Genomic DNA, 19,275 nt, shown 5'->3' on the forward strand with positions numbered 1-19,275 from the left:
CGCTGAAATGACATTCGAAACCCTGCTCGTCGACATCCAAGAGCGCGTTGCGCTGATCACCCTCAACCGGCCGCAGGCGCTCAACGCGCTCAACGCCCAGCTGATCAGCGAACTGAACCAGGCCCTGGGCCAGCTCGAGGCTAATCCACAGATCGGCTGCATCGTCCTGACCGGCTCGCCCAAGGCCTTCGCCGCCGGCGCCGACATAAAGGAAATGGCTGATTTGTCCTACCCGCAGGTCTACCTCGACGATCTCTTCGCCGAAGCCGACCGCATCGCCACCCGTCGCAAGCCGCTGATTGCCGCAGTAGCCGGTTACGCCCTGGGCGGCGGCTGCGAACTGGCGTTGCTCTGCGACATGATCTTTGCCGCCGACAACGCCCGTTTTGGCCAGCCGGAGGTCAACCTCGGTGTGCTGCCGGGCATCGGCGGCACCCAGCGCCTGACCCGTGCCGTAGGCAAGGCCAAGGCCATGGACATGTGCCTGACTGGCCGCCAAATGGACGCGGCCGAAGCCGAGCGCGCCGGCCTCGTCGCCCGTGTGTTCCCGGCCGAAAGCCTGCTGGAGGAAACCCTGAAGGCCGCCCGGGTGATCGCCGAGAAATCCCTGCCGGCCACCATGATGATCAAGGAAAGCGTCAACCGCGCCTTCGAAACCACGCTGGCCGAAGGCATCCGCTTCGAACGTCGGGTGTTCCATGCGGTGTTCGCCACTGCCGACCAGAAAGAAGGCATGGCCGCGTTCAGCGAAAAGCGCAAGCCTGAGTTCACCAATCGCTAAGCCGCATCTGGCCATAACAACAAGAGGAAACAGCCATGCATATCGGATTTATCGGCCTCGGCAACATGGGCGCGCCCATGGCTCACAACCTGCTCAAGGCAGGCCACCAGCTCAGCGTATTCGACCTCAACGCCTCGGCCGTCGAGAGCCTGGCTGGCGCCGGCGCGCTACCGGTCGACTCCCCGACCGCCATCGCCCAGGGCAACGCCGAGCTGATCATCACCATGCTGCCCGCCGCCGCGCATGTGAAGAGTGTGTACCTAGGCGAGAACGGCCTGATCGCCAGCAGCCGCGCGGGCGTGATGCTGATCGACTGTTCCACCATCGACCCCCACAGTGCCCGCGAAGTGGCCAAGGCCGCCGCCGAGCATGGCAACCCGATGCTCGACGCACCGGTTTCCGGCGGCACCGGCGGTGCTGCAGCCGGCACGCTGACTTTCATGGTGGGCGGCAGCGACGCAGACTTCGATCGTGCGCAGCCGATCCTCGCGGCGATGGGCAAGAACATCGTGCACTGTGGTGCGGCCGGTAACGGCCAGGTGGCCAAGGTCGCCAACAACATGCTGCTGGGCATCTCCATGATCGGCGTCGCCGAAGCGATGGCACTGGGCGTTGCGCTGGGCATGGATGCCAAGACCCTGGCCGGCGTGATCAATACCTCCAGCGGTCGCTGCTGGAGTTCGGACACCTACAACCCATTCCCCGGCGTACTGGAAAACGCTCCGGCGTCGCGTGGCTACAGCGGCGGCTTCGGCAGCGACCTGATGCTCAAGGACCTGGGCCTGGCCACCGAAGCGGCGAAGCAGGTGCGTCAGCCGGTGATCCTCGGCGCCCTCGCCCAGCAGCTCTATCAAAGCTTCAGCGCCCAAGGCCACGGCGGCCTGGACTTCTCGGCGATCATCAATCAGTACCGCAAGGACACCTGAACATGACTGCAACCGAACGCCCTGTGCTGGCCGCCGTACGTAACCACATCGGCCACCTCACCCTCAACCGCCCGGCCGGGCTGAATGCCGTCACGCTGGAGATGGTTCGCCTGCTACAAGAGCAGCTCAGCGCCTGGGCGGCCGATCCGCAGATTCATGCCGTGGTGCTGCGTGCCAATGGCGAGAAAGCCTTCTGCGCTGGCGGTGACATCCGCTCGCTGTACGACAGTTTCCAGCGCGGCGACACCGAGCATGAAACCTTCTTCGAGGAGGAATACGCCCTCGACCAATACATCCACGCCTACCCGAAGCCGCTGCTGGCGCTGATGGATGGCTTCGTCCTCGGCGGTGGCATGGGCCTGGTCCAGGGCGCATCGCTGCGCGTGGTCACCGAGCGGGTGCGCATGGGCATGCCGGAAGTGGGCATCGGCTACTTCCCGGATGTCGGCGGCAGCTATTTCCTCTCTCGCCTGCCGGGTGAGCTCGGCACCTACATGGGCGTCACCGGCCTGCAGATCCGCGCCGCCGATGCGCTGCACGTCGGCCTGGCGGACTGGTGTGTCAGCCACGACCAGATCACTGAACTTGATCGCTGCCTCGACCGCATGAGTTGGACTGTTCACCCCCAGGAAGCGCTGCGCACGCTGGTGGCGACCCTGGGCAGCAACAAGCTCCCTGGCTCCGAGCTGAAGGCGCTGCATCAGGCCATCGACGAGCATTTCGGTAAGAGCGACGTGGCCGCGATTCGCGCCTCGTTGGCGGCCGAGACTCGCCCGGAGTTTACCGACTGGGCCAAAGAAACGACCAAGGTGCTCGACAGCCGCTCACCGCTGGCGATGTCTGTGACCCTGGAGATGCTGCGCCGAGGCCGCGAGCTGACGATCGCCGACTGTTTCGCCCTGGAACTGCATCTGGATCGCCAGTGGTTCGCCAACGGCGACATCATGGAAGGCGTGCGCGCGCTGATCATCGACAAGGACAAGTCACCGCGCTGGAATCCGCCGACGCTGGCAGAGGTCACGCCGGAGCGCGTCCAGGCGTTCTTCGACGGCTTCAAGGCCACCACCGGCAAGACACGCCGCAGCGCCACGGCCTGAACCTCTTTTGCAGCACAACAACAAGAAGAGACCGCGCAATGCATGACCTCGAACTCAGCGAAGACCAACGCATGATCCGCGACATGGCGCGCGACTTCGCCCGCCGCGAGATCGCCCCGAATGCCCAGGCCTGGGAAAAGGCCGGCTGGATCAATGACGCCCTGGTCGCACAGATGGGCGAGCTCGGCCTGCTCGGCATGGTCGTACCGGAAGAATGGGGCGGCAGCTATATTGATTACGTCGCCTACGCCCTGGCCGTGGAAGAGATCTCCGCCGGCGACGGCGCCACCGGCGCGCTGATGAGCATTCACAACTCGGTCGGCTGTGGCCCGGTGCTGAATTACGGCTCGCAGGCGCAGAAGGATGAGTGGCTGGCGGAGCTGGCCAGCGGTCGCGCTATCGGCTGTTTCGCCCTCACCGAACCACAAGCGGGCTCCGAAGCGCACAACCTGCGCACCCGCGCCGAACTGGTGGACGGCCAGTGGGTGCTCAACGGCAGCAAGCAGTTCTGCAGCAACGCGAAACGGGCCAAGCTGGCCATCGTTTTTGCGGTGACCGACCCGGATCTTGGCAAAAAGGGCCTGTCCGCATTTCTGGTGCCCACCGATACCCCCGGCTTTGCGGTGGAGCGCAGCGAACACAAGATGGGCATCCGTGCCTCCGACACCTGCGCGGTATCGCTCAGCGATTGCCACATCCCGCAAGCCAACCTGCTCGGTGAGCGCGGCAAGGGCCTGGCAATTGCCCTGTCGAATCTGGAAGGCGGCCGTATCGGCATCGGTGCGCAGGCCTTGGGTATCGCCCGCGCGGCGTTCGAAGCCGCGCTGCTCTATGCCCGCGAGCGGGTGCAATTCGGCAAGCCGATCGCCGAACACCAGAGCATCGCCAACATGCTCGCCGATATGCAGACGCAGCTGAACGCCGCACGCCTGCTGATCCTTCATGCCGCACGACTGAAAAGCGCCGGCCTGCCCTGCTTGTCCGAAGCCTCTCAGGCCAAGCTGTTCGCCTCGGAAATGGCCGAGAAGGTCTGCTCGCTGGCCGTGCAGATTCACGGTGGCTACGGCTATCTGGAGGATTATCCGGTCGAGCGCTACTACCGCGACGCGCGGATCACGCAGATCTACGAAGGCTCCAGCGAGATTCAACGCCTGCTGATCGCGCGCGAGCTGGCGAGCTACCCGCTATAGGCAAGCGCCGGAGCTGTGTTCCGCTACAGCGGCTCGCTCCGGGTGCGATCTCAATAGTCCTGGGGAATGCTACCTGCCGCGACTCTGGTGGGCTGAAGCCCACCCTACGACATCCAGCTCGTGCATCCCCATAGGGTGGGCTTTAGCCCACCGAGCAACAGGTACCTAGACCCAGCAATCGTTGCCAAATAAAAAGGGGAGCCGGTTAGGCTCCCCTTCAGGGCGTGTTGCTTTGTTCTTCTTCTGCTGACGGGCTTGTTGTTTTTGTTGTTAGCCCGGTCGGACCGAGGTCCGGATAGCAGTCCCATTCGGGACATAAAGAACAAACGGATTATTTTGGTCGCTGATGTTGCCACTACCCTCACGGGCTCAACCGGTTCTGGAGCTGCCTGGTGGCAGTTTTATTGTTCTCGGTCCGGTCGACAGGAAACCTGTCGGGCAATTCCTCTCCAAAAGAATCAGTTTGCTACGTCTCCCACCTGCTTGTTTTTATTGTGTCGGAGTCGCTACGTGTTGTTTTTGTTATTGGGTGTGCTTTCTTGTTTTTGTTATGCCAATAAGAAAGCATTTGCCGTGCCAATTTTGATAAATCGTTACTTTTCAAGTAGTTAGCTTTTACGCCCACCCCAGACAGGCAAGATCGACCAAGGATTCGTTACCACCCAACTCAGCGACCGTTACGCTGTACGAAAGAAGTAACACCTTTGGGTAACTCTGCTGCGTTACCGGCGCCGCTCAGCAGCAGCGAGGGACAGGTTGTTCTCAGCCCCAATGCAAGACACCCCGGCAGTAGTCACTGTCAGGGTGTCGATCGCTCGATGGGCATAAAAGGTTCTTCGGCTGGTTAGCGCCTGGGTCGTATCAGGCGTCTGCTGTGAGTACAGCAGTTTCCTTGCGTCTGGCTAGGTAATCGCAGGCCATGACGGCCAGCAGTGGAACAACCCCGACACTGAGGGCGGCATGCCAGGATCCGACGAGGGCCACGAAGAGCATTCCCACGATTACGATCGCGGCAACGCAATGGGCCAGGAAACGACACAGTTCGAGTGCAACTACTTGCTGTTCGGCATTATTAATCATGACTTCTGACTCCCCGTTTTTCTTGTAATAAGCAGCCTCGCTTTTCATATTAGTCAGCTGTCGCCAAGTAGCAACCCCAACCGACGTGCGGCACGTCTAGGCCGCGCATTACAGACGATACACGCTACTTTGGTCTATGCCGAATGATCAGTTGGAACGCTGTCTCGTCATAAGTGATATATATGCCGGAATTGATTTCCTGACTCTTTGTCCAATAAAAGACGCGCTTTCAACACCCCCTTTATCGCCCCATTCCGATATACGCGATCCGTTGCACCGGCAGACAAGATAAGTCTTGGGAAACCGGCAGAGATCGTCGGTGCGCTCAATCCCAACCTTCAGCATCACCGCCGCGTAGAGTCGGTCTCGCTTTGCCTGGCGTGCGTGAAAAACGTGGGGCCGGCGCCGCCTGCACAAGGCCTTCTAGCTCCTGATAGACGCCGCGTTGACGCAGATGCGGATGCTGCGCCGCCTCACCCAGCTCGAGCACTGGCGCGAAGCAGGCGTCGCTACCCTCCAGCAAAGCACACCATTCGTCCCTGGTACGGGTGGCGAACAGGCGCTTGAGCAGCTCGGTCTGTGCGGGCCATTCAGCTGGATCGACACAACCCACCCAGAGCGCTTCGGGCGCATCGATACGCTCCAGCAATTCTTGCCAGAACTGCGGCTCCAGCGGCCCGATCGCGATCTCTCGTTCATCCGCGCAGCGATAGCAACGGTAGTTCGGCGCTGCGCCTGCCAGGGGATTGCGTTCACGCTGCATGTCGATGCGCCCGCTCGGCAGCAAGCCAGCGAAGAAGGTCATCAGCGACGACACGCCGTCGACGATGGCTGCATCGATGACTTGGCCCTCGCCTGATCGCTCACGCTCCCATAACGCGGCGAGAATACCGACCGCGAGATACAACGAGCCCCCGCCGAAATCGCCAACCAAGTTCAACGGTGGCACCGCGGTTCCGTTCTCTCCGCGGATTGCCGCCAGCGCACCGGTCAATGCGATGTAGTTGATGTCGTGCCCAGCGGTTTTCGCCAGCGGCCCGGTCTGACCCCAGCCGGTCATGCGGCCGTAGATCAGCTTCGGATTGCGCTTCAGTAACTCATCCGACCCGAGCCCCAGCCTTTCCATCACGCCTGGGCGAAACCCCTCGATCAGCACGTCGGCCGTCTGCGCCAGTTCAAGGCAGCGCTCACGCCCTGCTTCGCTGCGGATATCCAGCGTCAGCGTCTTGCGACCGCGGTCGACCACCGGATTGGGCCAGCCGTTGCCGCCCTCGCGCTCAATGCGCAGCACTTCGGCACCCATGTCTGCCAGCAGCATCGCGCAATGTGGCCCTGGCCCGATCCCAGCGAACTCCAGCACGCGCAAGCCTTTCAACGGGCCTTGCCTTACGTTGGCGTTCTCGCTCATCTGTGCTTCTCCTGATCCACGCGCACGAGCGCGCCCCGCGCCGATGGGCACGGGGCGCGCTTTTCGCAAACAGTTACTGGTTTACGGCGTTCAGCTGATTCTCGACCAGATGGTTGCGATAGCGCTCGCGCAGCACCTTCTTGTCGATCTTGCCAGTGGCGGTCAGCGGCACCGCGTCGAAAATCACCGCATCAGGCATCCACCATTTGACGATGTTCGGCTCCAGATGGGCGAGGATGGTCTCGACCGTAACCTCAGCGTCGGCGTGCGGCTCGACCACCAGCAGCGGGCGCTCTTCCCATTTTGGATGGAACACACCGACTACCGCCGCGACCTTCACACCGGGACAGGCCGCCGCGACATTCTCGATGTCGATAGAGCTGACCCACTCGCCACCGGACTTGATCACGTCTTTGCTGCGGTCGGTGATGCGCATGAAGCCATCGGCGTCCAGCGTGGCGATATCGCCGGTGTCGAACCAGCCGTCTTCGTCCAGCGCACTCACTTCGCTGCGGTAGTAGCGCTCGACTGTCCATGGTCCGCGCACCTTGAGGCTGCCGGAGCTGACACCATCGCACGGCAGCTCGCGCCCCTCCTCGTCCACGATTCTGAGTTCGATGCCGAATTGCAGACGACCCTGACGTGTCCAGATGGTGTCGTTGGTTGCCTGCTGGCCACGTTCGGCGAGCTTGGGTGTCGGCGTCGCCACCACACCCAGCGGGCTGGTCTCGGTCATGCCCCACAGCTGGCAGACCGCAACGCCGTACTTGGTCTGGAAGGTCTCGGCCATCGCCCGCGGCACGGCGGATCCGCCGATCACCAGCCGCGCCAGGCTGCCAGAATCCTCACCGCTGCGTTCCAGATGGGCGAGGTACATGGTCCAGATGGTCGGCACGCCACCGGACAGGGTCACGCCCTCGCTCTTGATCAATTCCTGCAGGCTCGCGCCATCCATCTTGTCGCATGGCAGTACAAACTTGCAGCCATTGATCGCCGCCGCGAACGGGATCCCCCAGGCGGTGCCGTGATAGAGCGACGAGCACGGCATGATGCAATCGAAGGCAGACAGGCCGAACGCGCCGGAAAGCCCGGCAGCCATGGCGTGCAGCACCACCGAGCGGTGGCTATAGAGCACGCCCTTGGGATCACCGGTGGTGCCGGAGGTGTAGCAGAGCACCGCGCCGGCATTCTCGTCGAACTGCGGCCAGTCCAGCGGCTGCTCGGCGGCGATCAGCTGTTCGTAACCCAGCACATCTTCAAGGCCGGAACTGGGTTGCGCAGCCAGCTCGATGAAGTGGCGGATATTGCCCAACCGCGGCCGCAACCGGGCGACGCAGGCAGCGAAGCTGCTGTCGAACAGCAGCACCTGGCTGCCGGCATGGTTGATGGTGTAGACGATCTGCTCGTCCGACAACCGCGGGTTGGCCGTGTGCAGCACAGCCCCGATGCCAGGTACGGCGAAGAACAGCTCGTAATGACGATGGGTGTTCCAGGCCAGCGACGATACGCAGTCGCCGGGCCCGATACCCAGCTTGCCCAGCATGCTGGCGGCCTGCGCCGAACGGGTGGCGAGCCCAGCATAGTCATAACGCCAGAGGGGTTCTTCGACCAGCCGCGAGACGATCTCGCGATCGCCATGAGCACGCGCGGCATGGGTGACGATACTGCTGATCAACAGCGGGGCGTTCTGCATCAATCCTGGTTGCATGTTTCCTACCTCTATCTTGTTTTTATTGTGCAAGTGCTGGTCGAGGAAACGGCGTTCTACCGGCACCACTGAAATCATGTTCGATGCGCCGCATGCACGCAGGCGCAGCTGGTTCAGGTCAGGTCGGCCCTCCGAGATTTCGCGCGATGACCAGGCGCTGGATGTCGCTGGTGCCTTCGTAGATCTGGCAGACCCGCACGTCACGGTAGATGCGCTCAACCGGGAAGTCGGCCAGATAGCCGTAGCCACCGAGCGTCTGGATTGCGGCGGAACAGACCTTTTCCGCCATTTCCGAGGCGAACAGCTTGGCCATGGAGGCCTCCACCAGCGCCAGTCGTCCGGCTTCGCGCAGTGCGGCGGCGTGATACACCATCTGCCGCGCGACGGCGATCTGGGTCGCCATGTCGGCCAGGCGGAACGCCACCGCTTGGTGCTCGATGATCGGCTTGCCAAAGGTTTCGCGCTCGCGAGCGTAATCACGCGCTGCCTCGAATGCCGCCCGTGCCATCCCGACCGCCTGGGCGGCGATACCGATGCGTCCGCCCTCGAGATTGGCCAAGGCGATGCGGTAGCCCTCGCCCTCCTCGCCCAGCCGATTGGCGACCGGCACGCGTAGGTCCTCGAACGCGATCTGGCAGGTGTCCGAGGCGTGCTGGCCGAGCTTTTCCTCGACCCGAACCACCTGGTAGCCGGGGCTGTCGGTCGGCACGATAAAGGCGCTGATGCCACGCTTGCCGGCGTCCGGGTCGGTCACCGCGAAGACGATCACCGTGCCGGCATGCTTACCGGAGGTGATGAACTGCTTGGCGCCGTTGAGCACGTAATGATCGCCGTCGCGACAGGCGCGGGTGCGCAGGCTGCTGGCGTCGGAGCCCGCTTGCGGCTCGGTCAGCGCAAAGGCACCGATCTGCTCGCCACGGGCCAGCGGCGTGAGGAAGTCGCGCTTCTGCTGTTCGTTGCCGAAACGCAGGATCGGTACGCAACCAACCGAGTTATGCACGCTCATGATGGTCGAGCAGGCACCGTCACCGGCAGCAACTTCTTCCAGCGCCATGGCATAGGCCAGGTAGCCGGTATCGCTGCCGCCCCACTGCTCCGGCACCAACATGCCGAAGAAGCCGAGCGCCGCCATTTCGCCAATCGCCTCGGCAGGATAGCGATGCTCGCGACTCCACTGTTCGGCGAAGGGCTTCAGCCGCTCCTGAGCAAACTGGCGGGCCATTTCGGCAATCGCGCTTTGATCTTCATTGGGCAGCATAGGTGCCTCCTCAGATCAGTTCGACGGCCATGGCCGTGGCTTCGCCGCCACCGATGCAGATCGCCGCTACACCACGGCGCAAGCCACGCGCACGCAATGCGGCAAGCAACGTCACCAGAATCCGCGCACCAGACGCGCCGATGGGGTGGCCGAGTGCACAGGCACCGCCATTGACGTTGACCTTGGCGTGATCGAGCCCCAGCTCGCGCATGCTGGCCATGGCAACGACAGCGAAGGCTTCATTGATCTCAAACAGATCGACCTCATCGATGGCCCAGCCGGTGCGCTCCATCAGCTTGCGGATTGCCCCGATCGGCGCAGTGGTAAACAGGTTCGGCGCATCGGCGTACGCCGCATGCCCGTGGATTACCGCCTGTGGCTGCAACCCCCAGCGCTCGGCCTCGGAGCGGCGCATCAGCAGCAGCGCAGCAGCACCATCGGAAATCGAGCTGGAATTGGCCGCAGTCACCGTGCCGCCTTCGCGGAACGCGGGCCGCAGGCTGGGAATCTTTTCCGGCATTGCCTTGGGCGGCTGCTCGTCGTCGCGGATCTGCCGCTGCTGTTTGCCTTGAGTGACCTCCAGCGCGGCGATTTCATCGGCGAAGCGCCCATCGGTTATGGCCGCCTGAGCGCGCCGCAGTGATTCGAGCGCGAACGCGTCCTGCTCCTCGCGGGTAAAGCCGAAGGCGTCAGCGCATTCCTCGGCAAAAGTGCCCATCAGGCGGCCTTTGTCGAAGGCGTCTTCGAGACCGTCGAGAAACATATGGTCAAGCACCCGACCGTGCCCCATGCGGTAGCCGCCACGGGCGCGGTCGAGCAGATAGGGGGCATTGCTCATGCTTTCCATGCCGCCGGCGACGACGATCTCCGCGCTGCCAGCGAGCAGCTGGTCATGGGCCATGATCACCGTCTGCATGCCCGAACCGCACATCTTGTTCACCGTGGTACAGGTGGTGGCACGGGTCAGTCCGGCGCCCAATGCCGCCTGCCGCGCGGGCGCCTGGCCCTGGCCGGCGGGCAGCACGCAGCCCATCAAAACGTCCTGCACGTTCTCGGCCGGCAGGCCGCTGCGCTCCACTGCCGCGCGGATCGCGGCGGCGCCGAGCTGCGGTGCCGTCATGCCCTGCAGGTCGCCCTGGAATCCTCCCATGGGGGTGCGCGCACTGCTGACGATTACGATCGGATCATCTTTCATCTCTGCTTCCTTTACTTGGCGGCCATGCGCAAGGCGCCGTCGAGGCGGATCACCTCACCGTTGAGCATGCTGTTCTCGAAGATGTGCCGCACCAAGGCGGCGTATTCGGCCGGATGGCCCAGGCGTGGCGGGAACGGCACGCCGGCCGCCAGCGAGTCGCGGATTTCCTGGGTCATGCCGGCCATCATCGGTGTCTCGAACACACCGGGGGCGATGGTCATCACGCGAATGCCGAAGCGCGCCAGCTCGCGGGCGGCCGGCAGGGTCATGCTGACCACCCCGCCCTTGGATGCCGCGTAGGCAGCCTGGCCGATCTGCCCGTCGAAGGCAGCGATGGATGCGGTATTGATGATCGCGCCGCGCTCGCCATTGGCATCCGGCGCGTTCTCGGCCATCGCCTCGGCGGCCAGCCGCAGCATGTTGAAGCTGCCGATCAGGTTGATGCCAACGATGCGGCTGAAGCCGTCGAGGCTGTGCGGGCCATTGCGCCCGAGCACCTTTTCGCCACCGGCGACGCCGGCGCAATTGACCAGCCCATGCAGCCCGCCGAAGTGTTCGCAGGCGATGGCGACGGCGTGGCGTGCAGCCTGTTCGTCACGAATGTCGGTAGCAACACCCAGGGCGTTGGGACCCAGCGCCTGCGCAGTGGCGTTGGCGGCGGCCTCGTCCAGATCGGCGAGCACGACCTTGCCGCCCGCCTCGACCAGCGCCTGCGCCGCCGCAGCGCCAAGGCCGGAGGCGCCGCCAGTAATGAGGAATACCTTGTCGCGAATCTGCATGGCTCTCTCCCGTGCTTGTTGTTATTCGGTGCGAAGCCGGGGTTATCTTTGGGCAGCGACATGCAGGGGGCAATGGTCGATCTAACCAACCTGCCTGACCGTTTTGGCCAATAGCAAAAGGCGATCATGTCGGTGTAGCTGAAGGCGTGCGGGGCGGTCGGTGGGCTGAAGCCCACCAGTGCGCTATCAGTCGCGCGCTGGCGCCAGAATCAGATTGCGGTAGTGCCCGGGATTGATTCCGGTCCACTTGCGAAACGCCTTGTAGAACGAGCTGACATCGGCAAATCCCAGGCGCTCGGCAATTTCGCCATAACTGACGGTTGCATCGGCCAGCCACTCGGTGGCCATTTCCTGGCGCAAGCCATCCTTGATCGCCTGATAGGGCTGCCCCGCTTCCGCCAGCCGGCGGCGCAAGGTAGAGGGGGACATGCACAACGTCTGCGCCAGCGTCTCGCTGTCCGGCCAGCGCTCGGCGGGCAGGCTGCGCAGGTGCTGTTTGATGCGGCTGGCCAGGCTGGAATGGTCGCGATAGCGCACCAGGATGTTCGCCGGGGCCTCGGCGAGAAAGGCACGCAACTCCGCTTCGCTGCGACGGATCGGCAGGTCGAGCACCTCGGCGGCGAAGATGATCCGCGTCGACGGCCGACCGAAACGCAGGTTGTCGGAGAACATGACCCGGTAATCGTCGGTGTAGTCCGGTTCGGCGCAACGCAACTCGACCGCCAGCAACGGGATACGCCGCCCCACCAGCCAGCAGGCCAGCCCGTGCAACAGCATCCAGAAGGTGAAATAGCAGAAGGCCCTCGCCGGCTCGGCGTTGCGCTCGCGGAGCACCACTTCGGCCAGGCTCTGGCTGCGGATCAGCTTGCCACGCAGGTTTTCCAGCCCCAGCCCGAGAAAGCTCAACGCATGAACCAACGCGTGCTCCAGCGTCGGCTGCGGCAGGCAGCTGCGGCTGAGAAAGACGAAGCTGCCCGAGCGCAGGCGCCGCGGGTCCATGCCGAAGAACTCGTCGTCGAAGCGCCGCGCCAGGCGCAGCCAGAGTTGCGAATAGTCGCGCACATCCATGCGCCCATTGCCGTCATGCAGGCAGGTCGGGTCAAGCCCGATCTCTTCCAGCAGTTGCGTGCCACTCAACTGCGGACCGACGAAGCCCTGCAGCGCCTCGGCCACCAGGCGGACACTGATGCTGTCCCGGCCAGCGCTGACCGCGGCAACCGCTTCGTCTGGTGTCGTTTGCGCCTCGATGGTCATGCCGCTCGGTTTCCTGCCTGAAGTCGATGGCCGTCATGATCGACCAGGCGCGGTCCGGCTGTCAGCCCTTGTGTCACATCCAGCCGAGCGTCAGCCCCATCACGATCAGATAGCGCGCGGTCTTGGCCAAGGTCACGATAAGCAGAAAGCTCCATAACGGCTCGCGCATGACACCGGCGACCATGGTCAGCGGGTCACCGATGATTGGCACCCAGCTGAGCAGCAAGGTCCAGCGGCCGTACTGGTGGTAGCTGCGCTGAGCCTTGGCCAGCTGACGCTCGTTGACCGGAAACCAGCGCTTGTGGCGAAAATGCTCGACATAACGCCCGAGCAACCAGTTCACCACCGAGCCCAGCACGTTGCCCAGGCTGGCTGCAGCAACCAAGCCCCAAACGGTGTAACGCTCAGATAGCAGCAGGCCGGCAAGCACCGCCTCGGATTGCATGGGCAACAGCGTGGCAGCACCGAAGGCCGCTAGAAAAAGGCCGAAATAGCCGGAAAACACGAACATCTACCGCCTGTGAGCAGCGATCGGGGGCGGCAGTATGCTCGAACTGATCGAACGGCGCCTGCACCTACATTTCGTGTATGCGGCTGACCTGCCGGGCCAGACGCATCGTCTCATGCTCTTCGATGCGCAGCAGGTCTTCGGCCAGATTGCGCGCGCCGTCGATCTCGGCACGACGCGCCAGGGAGCGATAAAGGTCGATGACCTGATTGTGGATGGTGAAGATGTCCAGCGAGATCTCCTCCACCGTCATGGTCTCGTAAGCCTTGCAGGCCTGATTGCGCAACACCGGGTTGCGTGTCAGGTAATCGTAGATCCAGGTGTGCAGGGCCTTGGGGTCAGCATGTTTCTCGATCTTGTCGACCGTCTCGGCCAGTGCTCGCTCGTGATCGGCGATATAGACCAGCAACCATTTGGCGCGGGTCTCTTCGTGCTTGTCGGAACACCGCGCCATGCAACGAGCCAGCATTGCGTGGGTGTCGCGTGTCCAGTCGATCAGGTCTTCGAAACGCTCGATTTTCATCGCCAAATCTCCGCTGGTGTGGCAACCAACAGGTAGCACGCCGGCGTACCTGCCGATGCCCGAGTCTGTTTTCTCCGCCTTTTCTTGATGCTGATTACAGACTAGTTCACCTGACCGGCGCCGCCGCGTGGCGTCCTGCCGCGTTGCTACAGAACGTTGCAACGCGTAGATGACTCAGCCGAACACCGTGACGGTCTGGCGACTGAGGGCGATCAGCTCACCAGATGGCGTCCACAATGCCGCCGCACAATGTCCGTAACCATCGCGGGCATGCTCGATCACGGCGCGATACATGCACCAGTCGTGACTGTCGAGCTGGGGCAATGGCTGGATGAACTCGATGGTCCAGGTCAGCGAGCTGCCGGGGGCGAAGCTCTTCAGCTGCGGCAGCACGGCGGGCGGCCAAGCATCGACCAATGCCAGCAGGTGGGCCTCAGTCATCGGTTCGCGAGGCACCTCACCGCGCTGGCGCACCCAGCCACCCATTTCGCGTGACGTGTTACCGGTGAATGGCAGGCCGCCAACACCCCAGCGCATGGCCAGGTAGCGGGTAAATTCAGGCGTAACGCCTGCCAGGTAAGGAAGCTCCTGACAGGCTTCGACCGGCGGCATCGACGGCGCCGGGTCGGCTGCCACATCGACCGCTGAATCGCGCGGTGCGCCGAAGCTGCCCTGGACGATGGTGACTACTTGTCCGCCCTGCATCACTCGGCCGAGCATCTGGCTCACCGCCTTGCCTTCGCGCAGCACTTCAGCCTCGAAGCTCGCCGGTGTGTCCAGCGCCAACGGCCCTACGAAGGTGATCGCCAGCGAGCGCAGCGGCCGCCCCTCCGGAACCTTGGCCCGCATGCTCTCGAAGACCAGCGCGGCGACCAGGCCACCGAAACCTGCACGGCCCTGGCCCCAGCTGGCCGGGACTACCACACTGCCGGGGTTGTCACGTACCGCTTGCAGCAGCTCGCAAAGCTCCATACCCACCTCGTTATCGTTCGTTATGCGACGGATGTTAAAGGCCTGCACCCGGCGGCGCGATCCTGTCTGGCAGAAGCAGCCGGATGAAATGCCGAATCATCCATGCCGCAAATAAGCTGTCAGCCGCGCGCAGCTGAGGCGAGAAACCTCCAGGGCAATGCGCGCCGAAGCTGGCGCAGAGTGTGTGACAACTCATTGGCGACCCCTGGCTGCAGGGCGTAGCGCTGAGCCTCGTAGAGCCTGACGAAGGTAAGAATGATCGCTGCTTGCCCGGGTAGCGCCGCCGCCGCGCGCTCGGCGAAGCTACGTGCACCCTCGCCTTTGTAACGCTGGACACCATGGTGCGCCAGCAGCCGTTCGAAGCGCCCGAACAGGCGCTGCTGGACATCGGTTTCACGACGCCAAGGCTTGAACAGCACCAGCGCCAGCATTCCGATCAGCAGGCCCAGCGCCGCTACAAGCCCCAGACCGAGCGTCTGGGCATCGAACTGGCCAAACCAGCGTCGCAGCATCTGCGATTGCTGCTCGTCTTGGTAGTTGAGTACCCAGCGCTGCCAGCCGTAGTTCAAGCTATCCCAGCGCAACCGCAGCGTGTTCATCCAGCCGATATCGCGGTAACGCAGCAGCGACATGGGCTCGTCGGCAAGAAAGCTTTGCTCTCGCGCCAGAGCCTGTTCCAGCCCTTGTTCAACCCGCTCGGGTGCGACTTGGAAGGTCGGGTCGATGCTGATCCAGCCACGCTCGGCCACCCAGTACTCGACCCAGGCATGGGCATCGAATTGATGCACGGAGAGATAGTTACCTGCCGGATTGATCTCGCCACCCTGGTAGCCCGCCACCACGCGAGCCGGAATACCCGCCGCACGCAGCACGAACGTCATTGCTCCCGCATAGTGGGCACAGAAGCCACTGCGGGTCTCGAACAGAAAGTCGTCAACGATATCGTCACCAACTGGCGGCGGCTCCAGCGTGTAGTGATAAGGCTCGCGGTTGAAGTGCTTCAACAGCGCATCGACCATCGCCTGCGGCTGCTGCGCGGTCCGCCGCAGCTCGGCGGCCCAGGCGCGGCTGCGTGGGTTGCCCTGCTCCGGCAGCTGCAGCGCACGGCCCAGGCTCTCCGGAGCATTGGTTGCCTCGCGGCGAGCGTCCAGCCAGGAGGTCACTTGATACATCAGCGGCTTTGTCACCGGCTGGCGGCGTTGCAGATGGAAGTCGGCCATCAGTTGCGCCTGGCCAGGGGCCATCTGCGCGACGTCCAGGGCGAACAGCCAGGGCTGGCCGCTGGGCTGCATCACGATGCTGTAACTGATCGATTCACCGACCGCCTGCCACTCCGGCGCCTGCGGCACATGGGATGCGAAGGACTGCGACCAGCGTCGGCCGTCGAATCGTTCGAAGGTCACTGCACGCCAGTAGAGCTGGTCGCGAGGAGGAATGTCGCCATCGAAACTGGCACGAAAGGCCAGCTCAGCCGAGCGGCTCAGGCGGGCGATGTCTCCTGGTGCCATATGGTCAGCCAAGCCGGTCACGCCGCGATCCCCGGCCTGCGGCAACGACCACAGCGGCGGCAATCGCGGGAAGAACAGGAACAGCACCAGCATCAGGGGAACGGCCTGCAGCAGCAAGGAGGCCGCCAACCGCACCGTCGGCCATGGCCGGGTGACCAGGCTGCTCTGCTGCAAACCAATCATCGCCGCCAGCAGAGCGGTGACCGGCAGCAGGCTGTAGAGCCCGGCGAGCAAGCCATCCTCGAACAGGTAGCTAGTCACAACAGCGAAGAAGCCCAGGAAGATCAGCACCAGCGCATCGCGACGGCTGCTCATTTCCACCAGTTTGAGAATGAACGCGGCGATCAGCAGCACCACGCCAGCCTCCAGCCCGACCAGACTGCCCCGCGAGAAATAGACGCCGAAGCCAGCACCGATCATCAGCAGCGCCTTGAGCCAGCTACGCGGATAACGTGCACGCATGCGGAAGATTTGGATCCGCCAGCTGGCGCAGCCCAACCACAGGCCGATGATCCACAGCGGCAGATGGGTGAGATGCGGCAGGATCACAAGCACCTGCGCCACCAGCAGCCAGATCAGGCTGTTGCGAGGGATTCCAGGCTTGGCGCTCATGCACTGCCCTCCTCGCCGAGTCCGTGGAGTGCCAACGCACGCAGGCAGATATCCCGATGCGCCTGCCCACCGTCGGGGCCAATCAAGCCGGCTGGCAGCCGCAACGCGAAAGGCTGCTGCTTTTCGCTCAGCTCGACGACCCAGTGGCAGAGCATCGAAAGACGCTGTTCGGTATCGCCTTCGAGCGCATCGAAGTCCAGCATCGGATCATTGCCGGCCAGGCTCGTGAAATCCTTCACCAGCAAACCCTGACCGCGGGAATAGGCTTTCCAATGCAAGCGTCGGCGGGCGTCGCCCGGCTGCCAGGCGCGAAGACCCTGATAGTCATCAACACCGGCACCTCGCGCCAGTCCTCCATCCTCGTCGGTTTCGGGTGCAGCGGTGCCCTGCAGTCGTTCGGCCACGGACGGCTGCGGATAGACAAGAGCAGCCAGTTCCAGATCGATCCAGCTCCAGGCCACCAGCAGGCCCAGCGGGAAACGGCTTTCAACCCGCACCCGGCCGGGCCGCAGCCAGCCGCGGCGTTGAGTCGGCAGGCTCAGTTCGACCTCGACGGTACCGCCAGCGGGAACATCGACCAAGCGCAGACCACTGGCGGGCCAACCGAGCGCCACCGCCTGATAGGCACGCCCTCGACTCTCCAGGCGCACACGCAACAATGCCTGCTCGCCGACGAATGCTGCCGTACCACCACCGGCCTGCAGCACGAGCCCGGCGAGATTGCGCCAGGTGTGCAGGATGGCGACCAGCAACAGCGAGCCGAGCAGAAAGGTCAGCCCGTAGGCCAGGCTGTTCTGGTAATTGATCGCAGTAAGCAGCATCAGCAGCAAAGCCACGATGAACGCCAGCCCGACTGCCGTAGGCATGATGAAAATTCGTCGCTGGTCCAGCCGTACGCTGGATGCCGGCGGTATTCGTCGTAGCAGCCAGCGATCACGAAACCGAGGCAGCACCCTCACGACAATCGTCCATATTGATGGACGGACAGCGGCCTCACAGCGCCGGCACCTCACGTAGCAACCACTGCACCAGCGCACCACCGCCATGACCCGTGGCATCCGCCCGCTCGCGCAGCCGATGGCCAACCACGGTCGGCAGAACAGCCTGCACGTCTTCCGGAATCACATACTCGCGGCCGTCGAGAAAAGCCCATGCCCGTGCCGCAGCCAGCAGGGCCAGGCTACCGCGCGGTGACAGGCCCCAGGCGAACTGCGGCTGGGTGCGCGTGGCCTCCACCAGGCGCAGCACGTAGTCAACCAGCGCATCGCTGACCCGTACGGTGCCAACCGCGTTCTGGATGGCGCGTAACTCGTCATGCTCGAGCAGCGGTTCGAGCCGAGTCAGCAGGTCCCGCCGGGATTCGCCAAGCAGCAGTGCTTTCTCCGCCGCCTTGGCCGGATAGCCGAGCGAGACTCGCATTAGAAAGCGGTCGAGTTGCGATTCCGGCAGGGCGAAGGTGCCGCCCGAACTTACGGGATTCTGCGTAGCGATTACGAAAAAAGGCTCGGGTAACGGGCGCGTCGCCCCCTCGATAGTCACCTGCCCCTCCTCCATCGCCTCAAGTAGCGCGCTCTGGCTCTTTGGCGTGGCGCGGTTGATCTCGTCAGCCAGCACCAGCTCGGCGAAGATCGGCCCGGGATGGAAGATGAACTGGCTGCTGTCCTTGTCGAACACCGAAGTGCCGAGAATGTCGCCGGGAAGCAGGTCGGAAGTGAACTGGATGCGCTGAAACTCCAGGCCCAGCACTTTGGCCAGAGCATGGCTCAGCGTGGTTTTGCCCATCCCGGGCATGTCCTCGACCAGCAGGTGGCCTCGGGCCAGAAGACAGGCCAGTGCCAGCCGGACCTGGGCTTCCTTGCCGAGCAGTACTTCGTTGACTGCTCGTAGACAGGCGTCCAATCGGGTGCGCATTAAACTCTCCTTCGTTCGTCGCACTGATCCTACTGGTCAGCTGCGACCAGGCAAAGCGAGAGGAAACGCCCGGTGACGAGTTTGTGACCTGGGACTGTTCGCCGGGCCAGCGCCGTTCCTAACTGCCGACGTGATTAAAGTAACCGCGGGGAAAGACTGGCCTGAGAGACGGCATCGATTGCAACGCAGCGCTCAGCGGGTGGATTCAGGCGGGCTGACAGTGCACGCCATGGACCGGTTCGGGCGAACCGGTCGGCGTGACCGTTCGGGCTCAGCGGCCGGCGCGGGATTCGCGAAGATAGAAGCGAGCCTTCTGCGCCTTCTGTGTACAGCCGCGGAAGGCTTCGAATTGCTGCTGAGTCTTGGCACCGGTCAGCAAGGCCATGGCCTTGGAATAGCTAACGGTGCCGGCAAAGCCTTCGGCTTCCGCCAGGCTCTGCTCCTTCCACGCCGCATTCAGTTCCGCGGCGCAGCTGTCACGGTATGCGGTCTTGCCAGCGCAGCCAGCAAGCAACAGAACCAGCAAAGGCAGAGATAACCAGGTTTTCATCGCATCGTCCCTCGT

The 19,275-nt window shown here is 63.5% G+C and carries 18 protein-coding genes; 4 read left to right on the forward strand and 14 right to left on the reverse strand.

Annotated features, from left to right (window positions below; translation table 11 throughout):
* Window positions 1–7 precede the first annotated feature (7 nt).
* Genes SM130_RS12585 through SM130_RS12600 form a run of 4 tightly spaced genes read left to right on the forward strand, consistent with a single transcriptional unit; the run spans window position 8 to window position 3,994 of the window.
* Window positions 8–781, forward strand: a complete 774-nt coding sequence (locus SM130_RS12585; RefSeq protein WP_102825707.1) for an enoyl-CoA hydratase — start codon at window positions 8–10, stop codon at window positions 779–781.
* 35 nt (window positions 782–816) lie between these two features.
* Window positions 817–1,707, forward strand: a complete 891-nt coding sequence (gene mmsB / locus SM130_RS12590) for a 3-hydroxyisobutyrate dehydrogenase (protein ID WP_102825706.1) — start codon at window positions 817–819, stop codon at window positions 1,705–1,707.
* Between the two features lie 2 nt (window positions 1,708–1,709).
* On the forward strand, window positions 1,710–2,804 hold the full coding sequence (locus SM130_RS12595; RefSeq protein WP_102825705.1) for an enoyl-CoA hydratase/isomerase family protein: 1,095 nt from the start codon (window positions 1,710–1,712) through the stop codon (window positions 2,802–2,804).
* Window positions 2,805–2,842: 38 nt separating this feature from the next.
* The gene (locus SM130_RS12600) at window positions 2,843–3,994 is read left to right on the forward strand and encodes an acyl-CoA dehydrogenase family protein (protein ID WP_102825704.1); all 1,152 of its coding nucleotides are present in this window, start codon (window positions 2,843–2,845) and stop codon (window positions 3,992–3,994) included.
* 861 nt (window positions 3,995–4,855) lie between these two features.
* Here the strand turns inward: SM130_RS12600 and SM130_RS12605 are convergent.
* The 14 genes from SM130_RS12605 to SM130_RS12670 all read right to left on the reverse strand — a co-directional run bounded on the left by SM130_RS12605 (window position 4,856) and on the right by SM130_RS12670 (window position 19,260).
* Window positions 4,856–5,122 (reverse strand): hypothetical protein, encoded by a 267-nt coding sequence (locus SM130_RS12605; RefSeq protein ID WP_102825703.1) that lies wholly within the window; start codon window positions 5,120–5,122, stop codon window positions 4,856–4,858.
* A 277-nt stretch (window positions 5,123–5,399) separates the two neighbouring features.
* Window positions 5,400–6,482 (reverse strand): CaiB/BaiF CoA transferase family protein, encoded by a 1,083-nt coding sequence (locus SM130_RS12610; RefSeq protein ID WP_102825702.1) that lies wholly within the window; start codon window positions 6,480–6,482, stop codon window positions 5,400–5,402.
* 73 nt (window positions 6,483–6,555) lie between these two features.
* Entirely contained in the window at window positions 6,556–8,175 is a 1,620-nt protein-coding gene (locus tag SM130_RS12615; protein WP_102825701.1) for a long-chain fatty acid--CoA ligase, read from the reverse strand.
* A gap of 133 nt (window positions 8,176–8,308) precedes the next feature.
* Complete coding sequence (locus SM130_RS12620; RefSeq protein ID WP_102825700.1) at window positions 8,309–9,448, reverse strand: acyl-CoA dehydrogenase; 1,140 nt, start codon at window positions 9,446–9,448, stop codon at window positions 8,309–8,311.
* A 10-nt stretch (window positions 9,449–9,458) separates the two neighbouring features.
* Window positions 9,459–10,643, reverse strand: a complete 1,185-nt coding sequence (locus tag SM130_RS12625; RefSeq protein WP_102825699.1) for an acetyl-CoA C-acyltransferase — start codon at window positions 10,641–10,643, stop codon at window positions 9,459–9,461.
* Window positions 10,644–10,654: 11 nt separating this feature from the next.
* A complete protein-coding gene (locus tag SM130_RS12630) occupies window positions 10,655–11,422 on the reverse strand; it encodes an SDR family NAD(P)-dependent oxidoreductase (RefSeq protein WP_102825698.1) in 768 nt (255 codons plus the stop codon).
* 186 nt (window positions 11,423–11,608) lie between these two features.
* Window positions 11,609–12,676 carry an AraC family transcriptional regulator gene (locus SM130_RS12635; RefSeq protein ID WP_102825697.1) on the reverse strand — a complete coding sequence of 356 codons (1,068 nt, stop codon included), beginning with the start codon at window positions 12,674–12,676 and terminating at the stop codon, window positions 11,609–11,611.
* 73 nt (window positions 12,677–12,749) lie between these two features.
* Window positions 12,750–13,187 carry a YqaA family protein gene (locus SM130_RS12640; RefSeq protein WP_102825696.1) on the reverse strand — a complete coding sequence of 146 codons (438 nt, stop codon included), beginning with the start codon at window positions 13,185–13,187 and terminating at the stop codon, window positions 12,750–12,752.
* Between the two features lie 64 nt (window positions 13,188–13,251).
* Window positions 13,252–13,707 (reverse strand): hypothetical protein, encoded by a 456-nt coding sequence (locus SM130_RS12645; protein ID WP_102825695.1) that lies wholly within the window; start codon window positions 13,705–13,707, stop codon window positions 13,252–13,254.
* 174 nt (window positions 13,708–13,881) lie between these two features.
* Window positions 13,882–14,679, reverse strand: coding sequence for an acyl-CoA thioesterase (locus SM130_RS12650; RefSeq protein WP_102825694.1), 798 nt, complete (start codon window positions 14,677–14,679; stop codon window positions 13,882–13,884).
* A gap of 119 nt (window positions 14,680–14,798) precedes the next feature.
* Window positions 14,799–16,799, reverse strand: coding sequence for a transglutaminase TgpA family protein (locus SM130_RS12655; RefSeq protein ID WP_102825693.1), 2,001 nt, complete (start codon window positions 16,797–16,799; stop codon window positions 14,799–14,801).
* Window positions 16,796–17,758: a DUF58 domain-containing protein gene (locus SM130_RS12660; RefSeq protein WP_102825692.1), complete on the reverse strand. Its 963-nt coding sequence runs from the start codon at window positions 17,756–17,758 to the stop codon at window positions 16,796–16,798. Before SM130_RS12660 ends, SM130_RS12655 begins: the two co-directional genes overlap by 4 nt.
* A gap of 34 nt (window positions 17,759–17,792) precedes the next feature.
* The gene (locus tag SM130_RS12665; protein ID WP_102825691.1) at window positions 17,793–18,710 is read right to left on the reverse strand and encodes an AAA family ATPase; all 918 of its coding nucleotides are present in this window, start codon (window positions 18,708–18,710) and stop codon (window positions 17,793–17,795) included.
* 271 nt (window positions 18,711–18,981) lie between these two features.
* Window positions 18,982–19,260: a hypothetical protein gene (locus tag SM130_RS12670; protein WP_014820449.1), complete on the reverse strand. Its 279-nt coding sequence runs from the start codon at window positions 19,258–19,260 to the stop codon at window positions 18,982–18,984.
* Window positions 19,261–19,275: the final 15 nt, after the last annotated feature.

This window comes from Stutzerimonas stutzeri, assembly GCF_038561965.1.
Lineage (GTDB): Bacteria > Pseudomonadota > Gammaproteobacteria > Pseudomonadales > Pseudomonadaceae > Stutzerimonas > Stutzerimonas stutzeri_AA.

Bases quoted from the DNA above. Each gene is read 5' to 3' on its own strand.
- SM130_RS12605 (WP_102825703.1), bottom strand. From the start codon at position 5,122: ATGAAAAGCGAGGCTGCTTATTACAAGAAAAACGGGGAGTCAGAAGTC.
- SM130_RS12595 (WP_102825705.1), top strand. From the start codon at position 1,710: ATGACTGCAACCGAACGCCCTGTGCTGGCCGCCGTACGTAACCACATC.
- SM130_RS12665 (WP_102825691.1), bottom strand. From the start codon at position 18,710: ATGCGCACCCGATTGGACGCCTGTCTACGAGCAGTCAACGAAGTACTG.
- SM130_RS12635 (WP_102825697.1), bottom strand. From the start codon at position 12,676: ATGACCATCGAGGCGCAAACGACACCAGACGAAGCGGTTGCCGCGGTC.
- SM130_RS12645 (WP_102825695.1), bottom strand. From the start codon at position 13,707: ATGAAAATCGAGCGTTTCGAAGACCTGATCGACTGGACACGCGACACC.
- SM130_RS12640 (WP_102825696.1), bottom strand. From the start codon at position 13,187: ATGTTCGTGTTTTCCGGCTATTTCGGCCTTTTTCTAGCGGCCTTCGGT.
- SM130_RS12625 (WP_102825699.1), bottom strand. From the start codon at position 10,643: ATGAAAGATGATCCGATCGTAATCGTCAGCAGTGCGCGCACCCCCATG.
- SM130_RS12670 (WP_014820449.1), bottom strand. From the start codon at position 19,260: ATGAAAACCTGGTTATCTCTGCCTTTGCTGGTTCTGTTGCTTGCTGGC.
- SM130_RS12650 (WP_102825694.1), bottom strand. From the start codon at position 14,679: ATGGAGCTTTGCGAGCTGCTGCAAGCGGTACGTGACAACCCCGGCAGT.
- SM130_RS12630 (WP_102825698.1), bottom strand. From the start codon at position 11,422: ATGCAGATTCGCGACAAGGTATTCCTCATTACTGGCGGCGCCTCCGGC.
- SM130_RS12615 (WP_102825701.1), bottom strand. From the start codon at position 8,175: ATGCAGAACGCCCCGCTGTTGATCAGCAGTATCGTCACCCATGCCGCG.
- SM130_RS12585 (WP_102825707.1), top strand. From the start codon at position 8: ATGACATTCGAAACCCTGCTCGTCGACATCCAAGAGCGCGTTGCGCTG.
- SM130_RS12600 (WP_102825704.1), top strand. From the start codon at position 2,843: ATGCATGACCTCGAACTCAGCGAAGACCAACGCATGATCCGCGACATG.
- mmsB (WP_102825706.1), top strand. From the start codon at position 817: ATGCATATCGGATTTATCGGCCTCGGCAACATGGGCGCGCCCATGGCT.
- SM130_RS12655 (WP_102825693.1), bottom strand. From the start codon at position 16,799: ATGAGCGCCAAGCCTGGAATCCCTCGCAACAGCCTGATCTGGCTGCTG.
- SM130_RS12620 (WP_102825700.1), bottom strand. From the start codon at position 9,448: ATGCTGCCCAATGAAGATCAAAGCGCGATTGCCGAAATGGCCCGCCAG.
- SM130_RS12610 (WP_102825702.1), bottom strand. From the start codon at position 6,482: ATGAGCGAGAACGCCAACGTAAGGCAAGGCCCGTTGAAAGGCTTGCGC.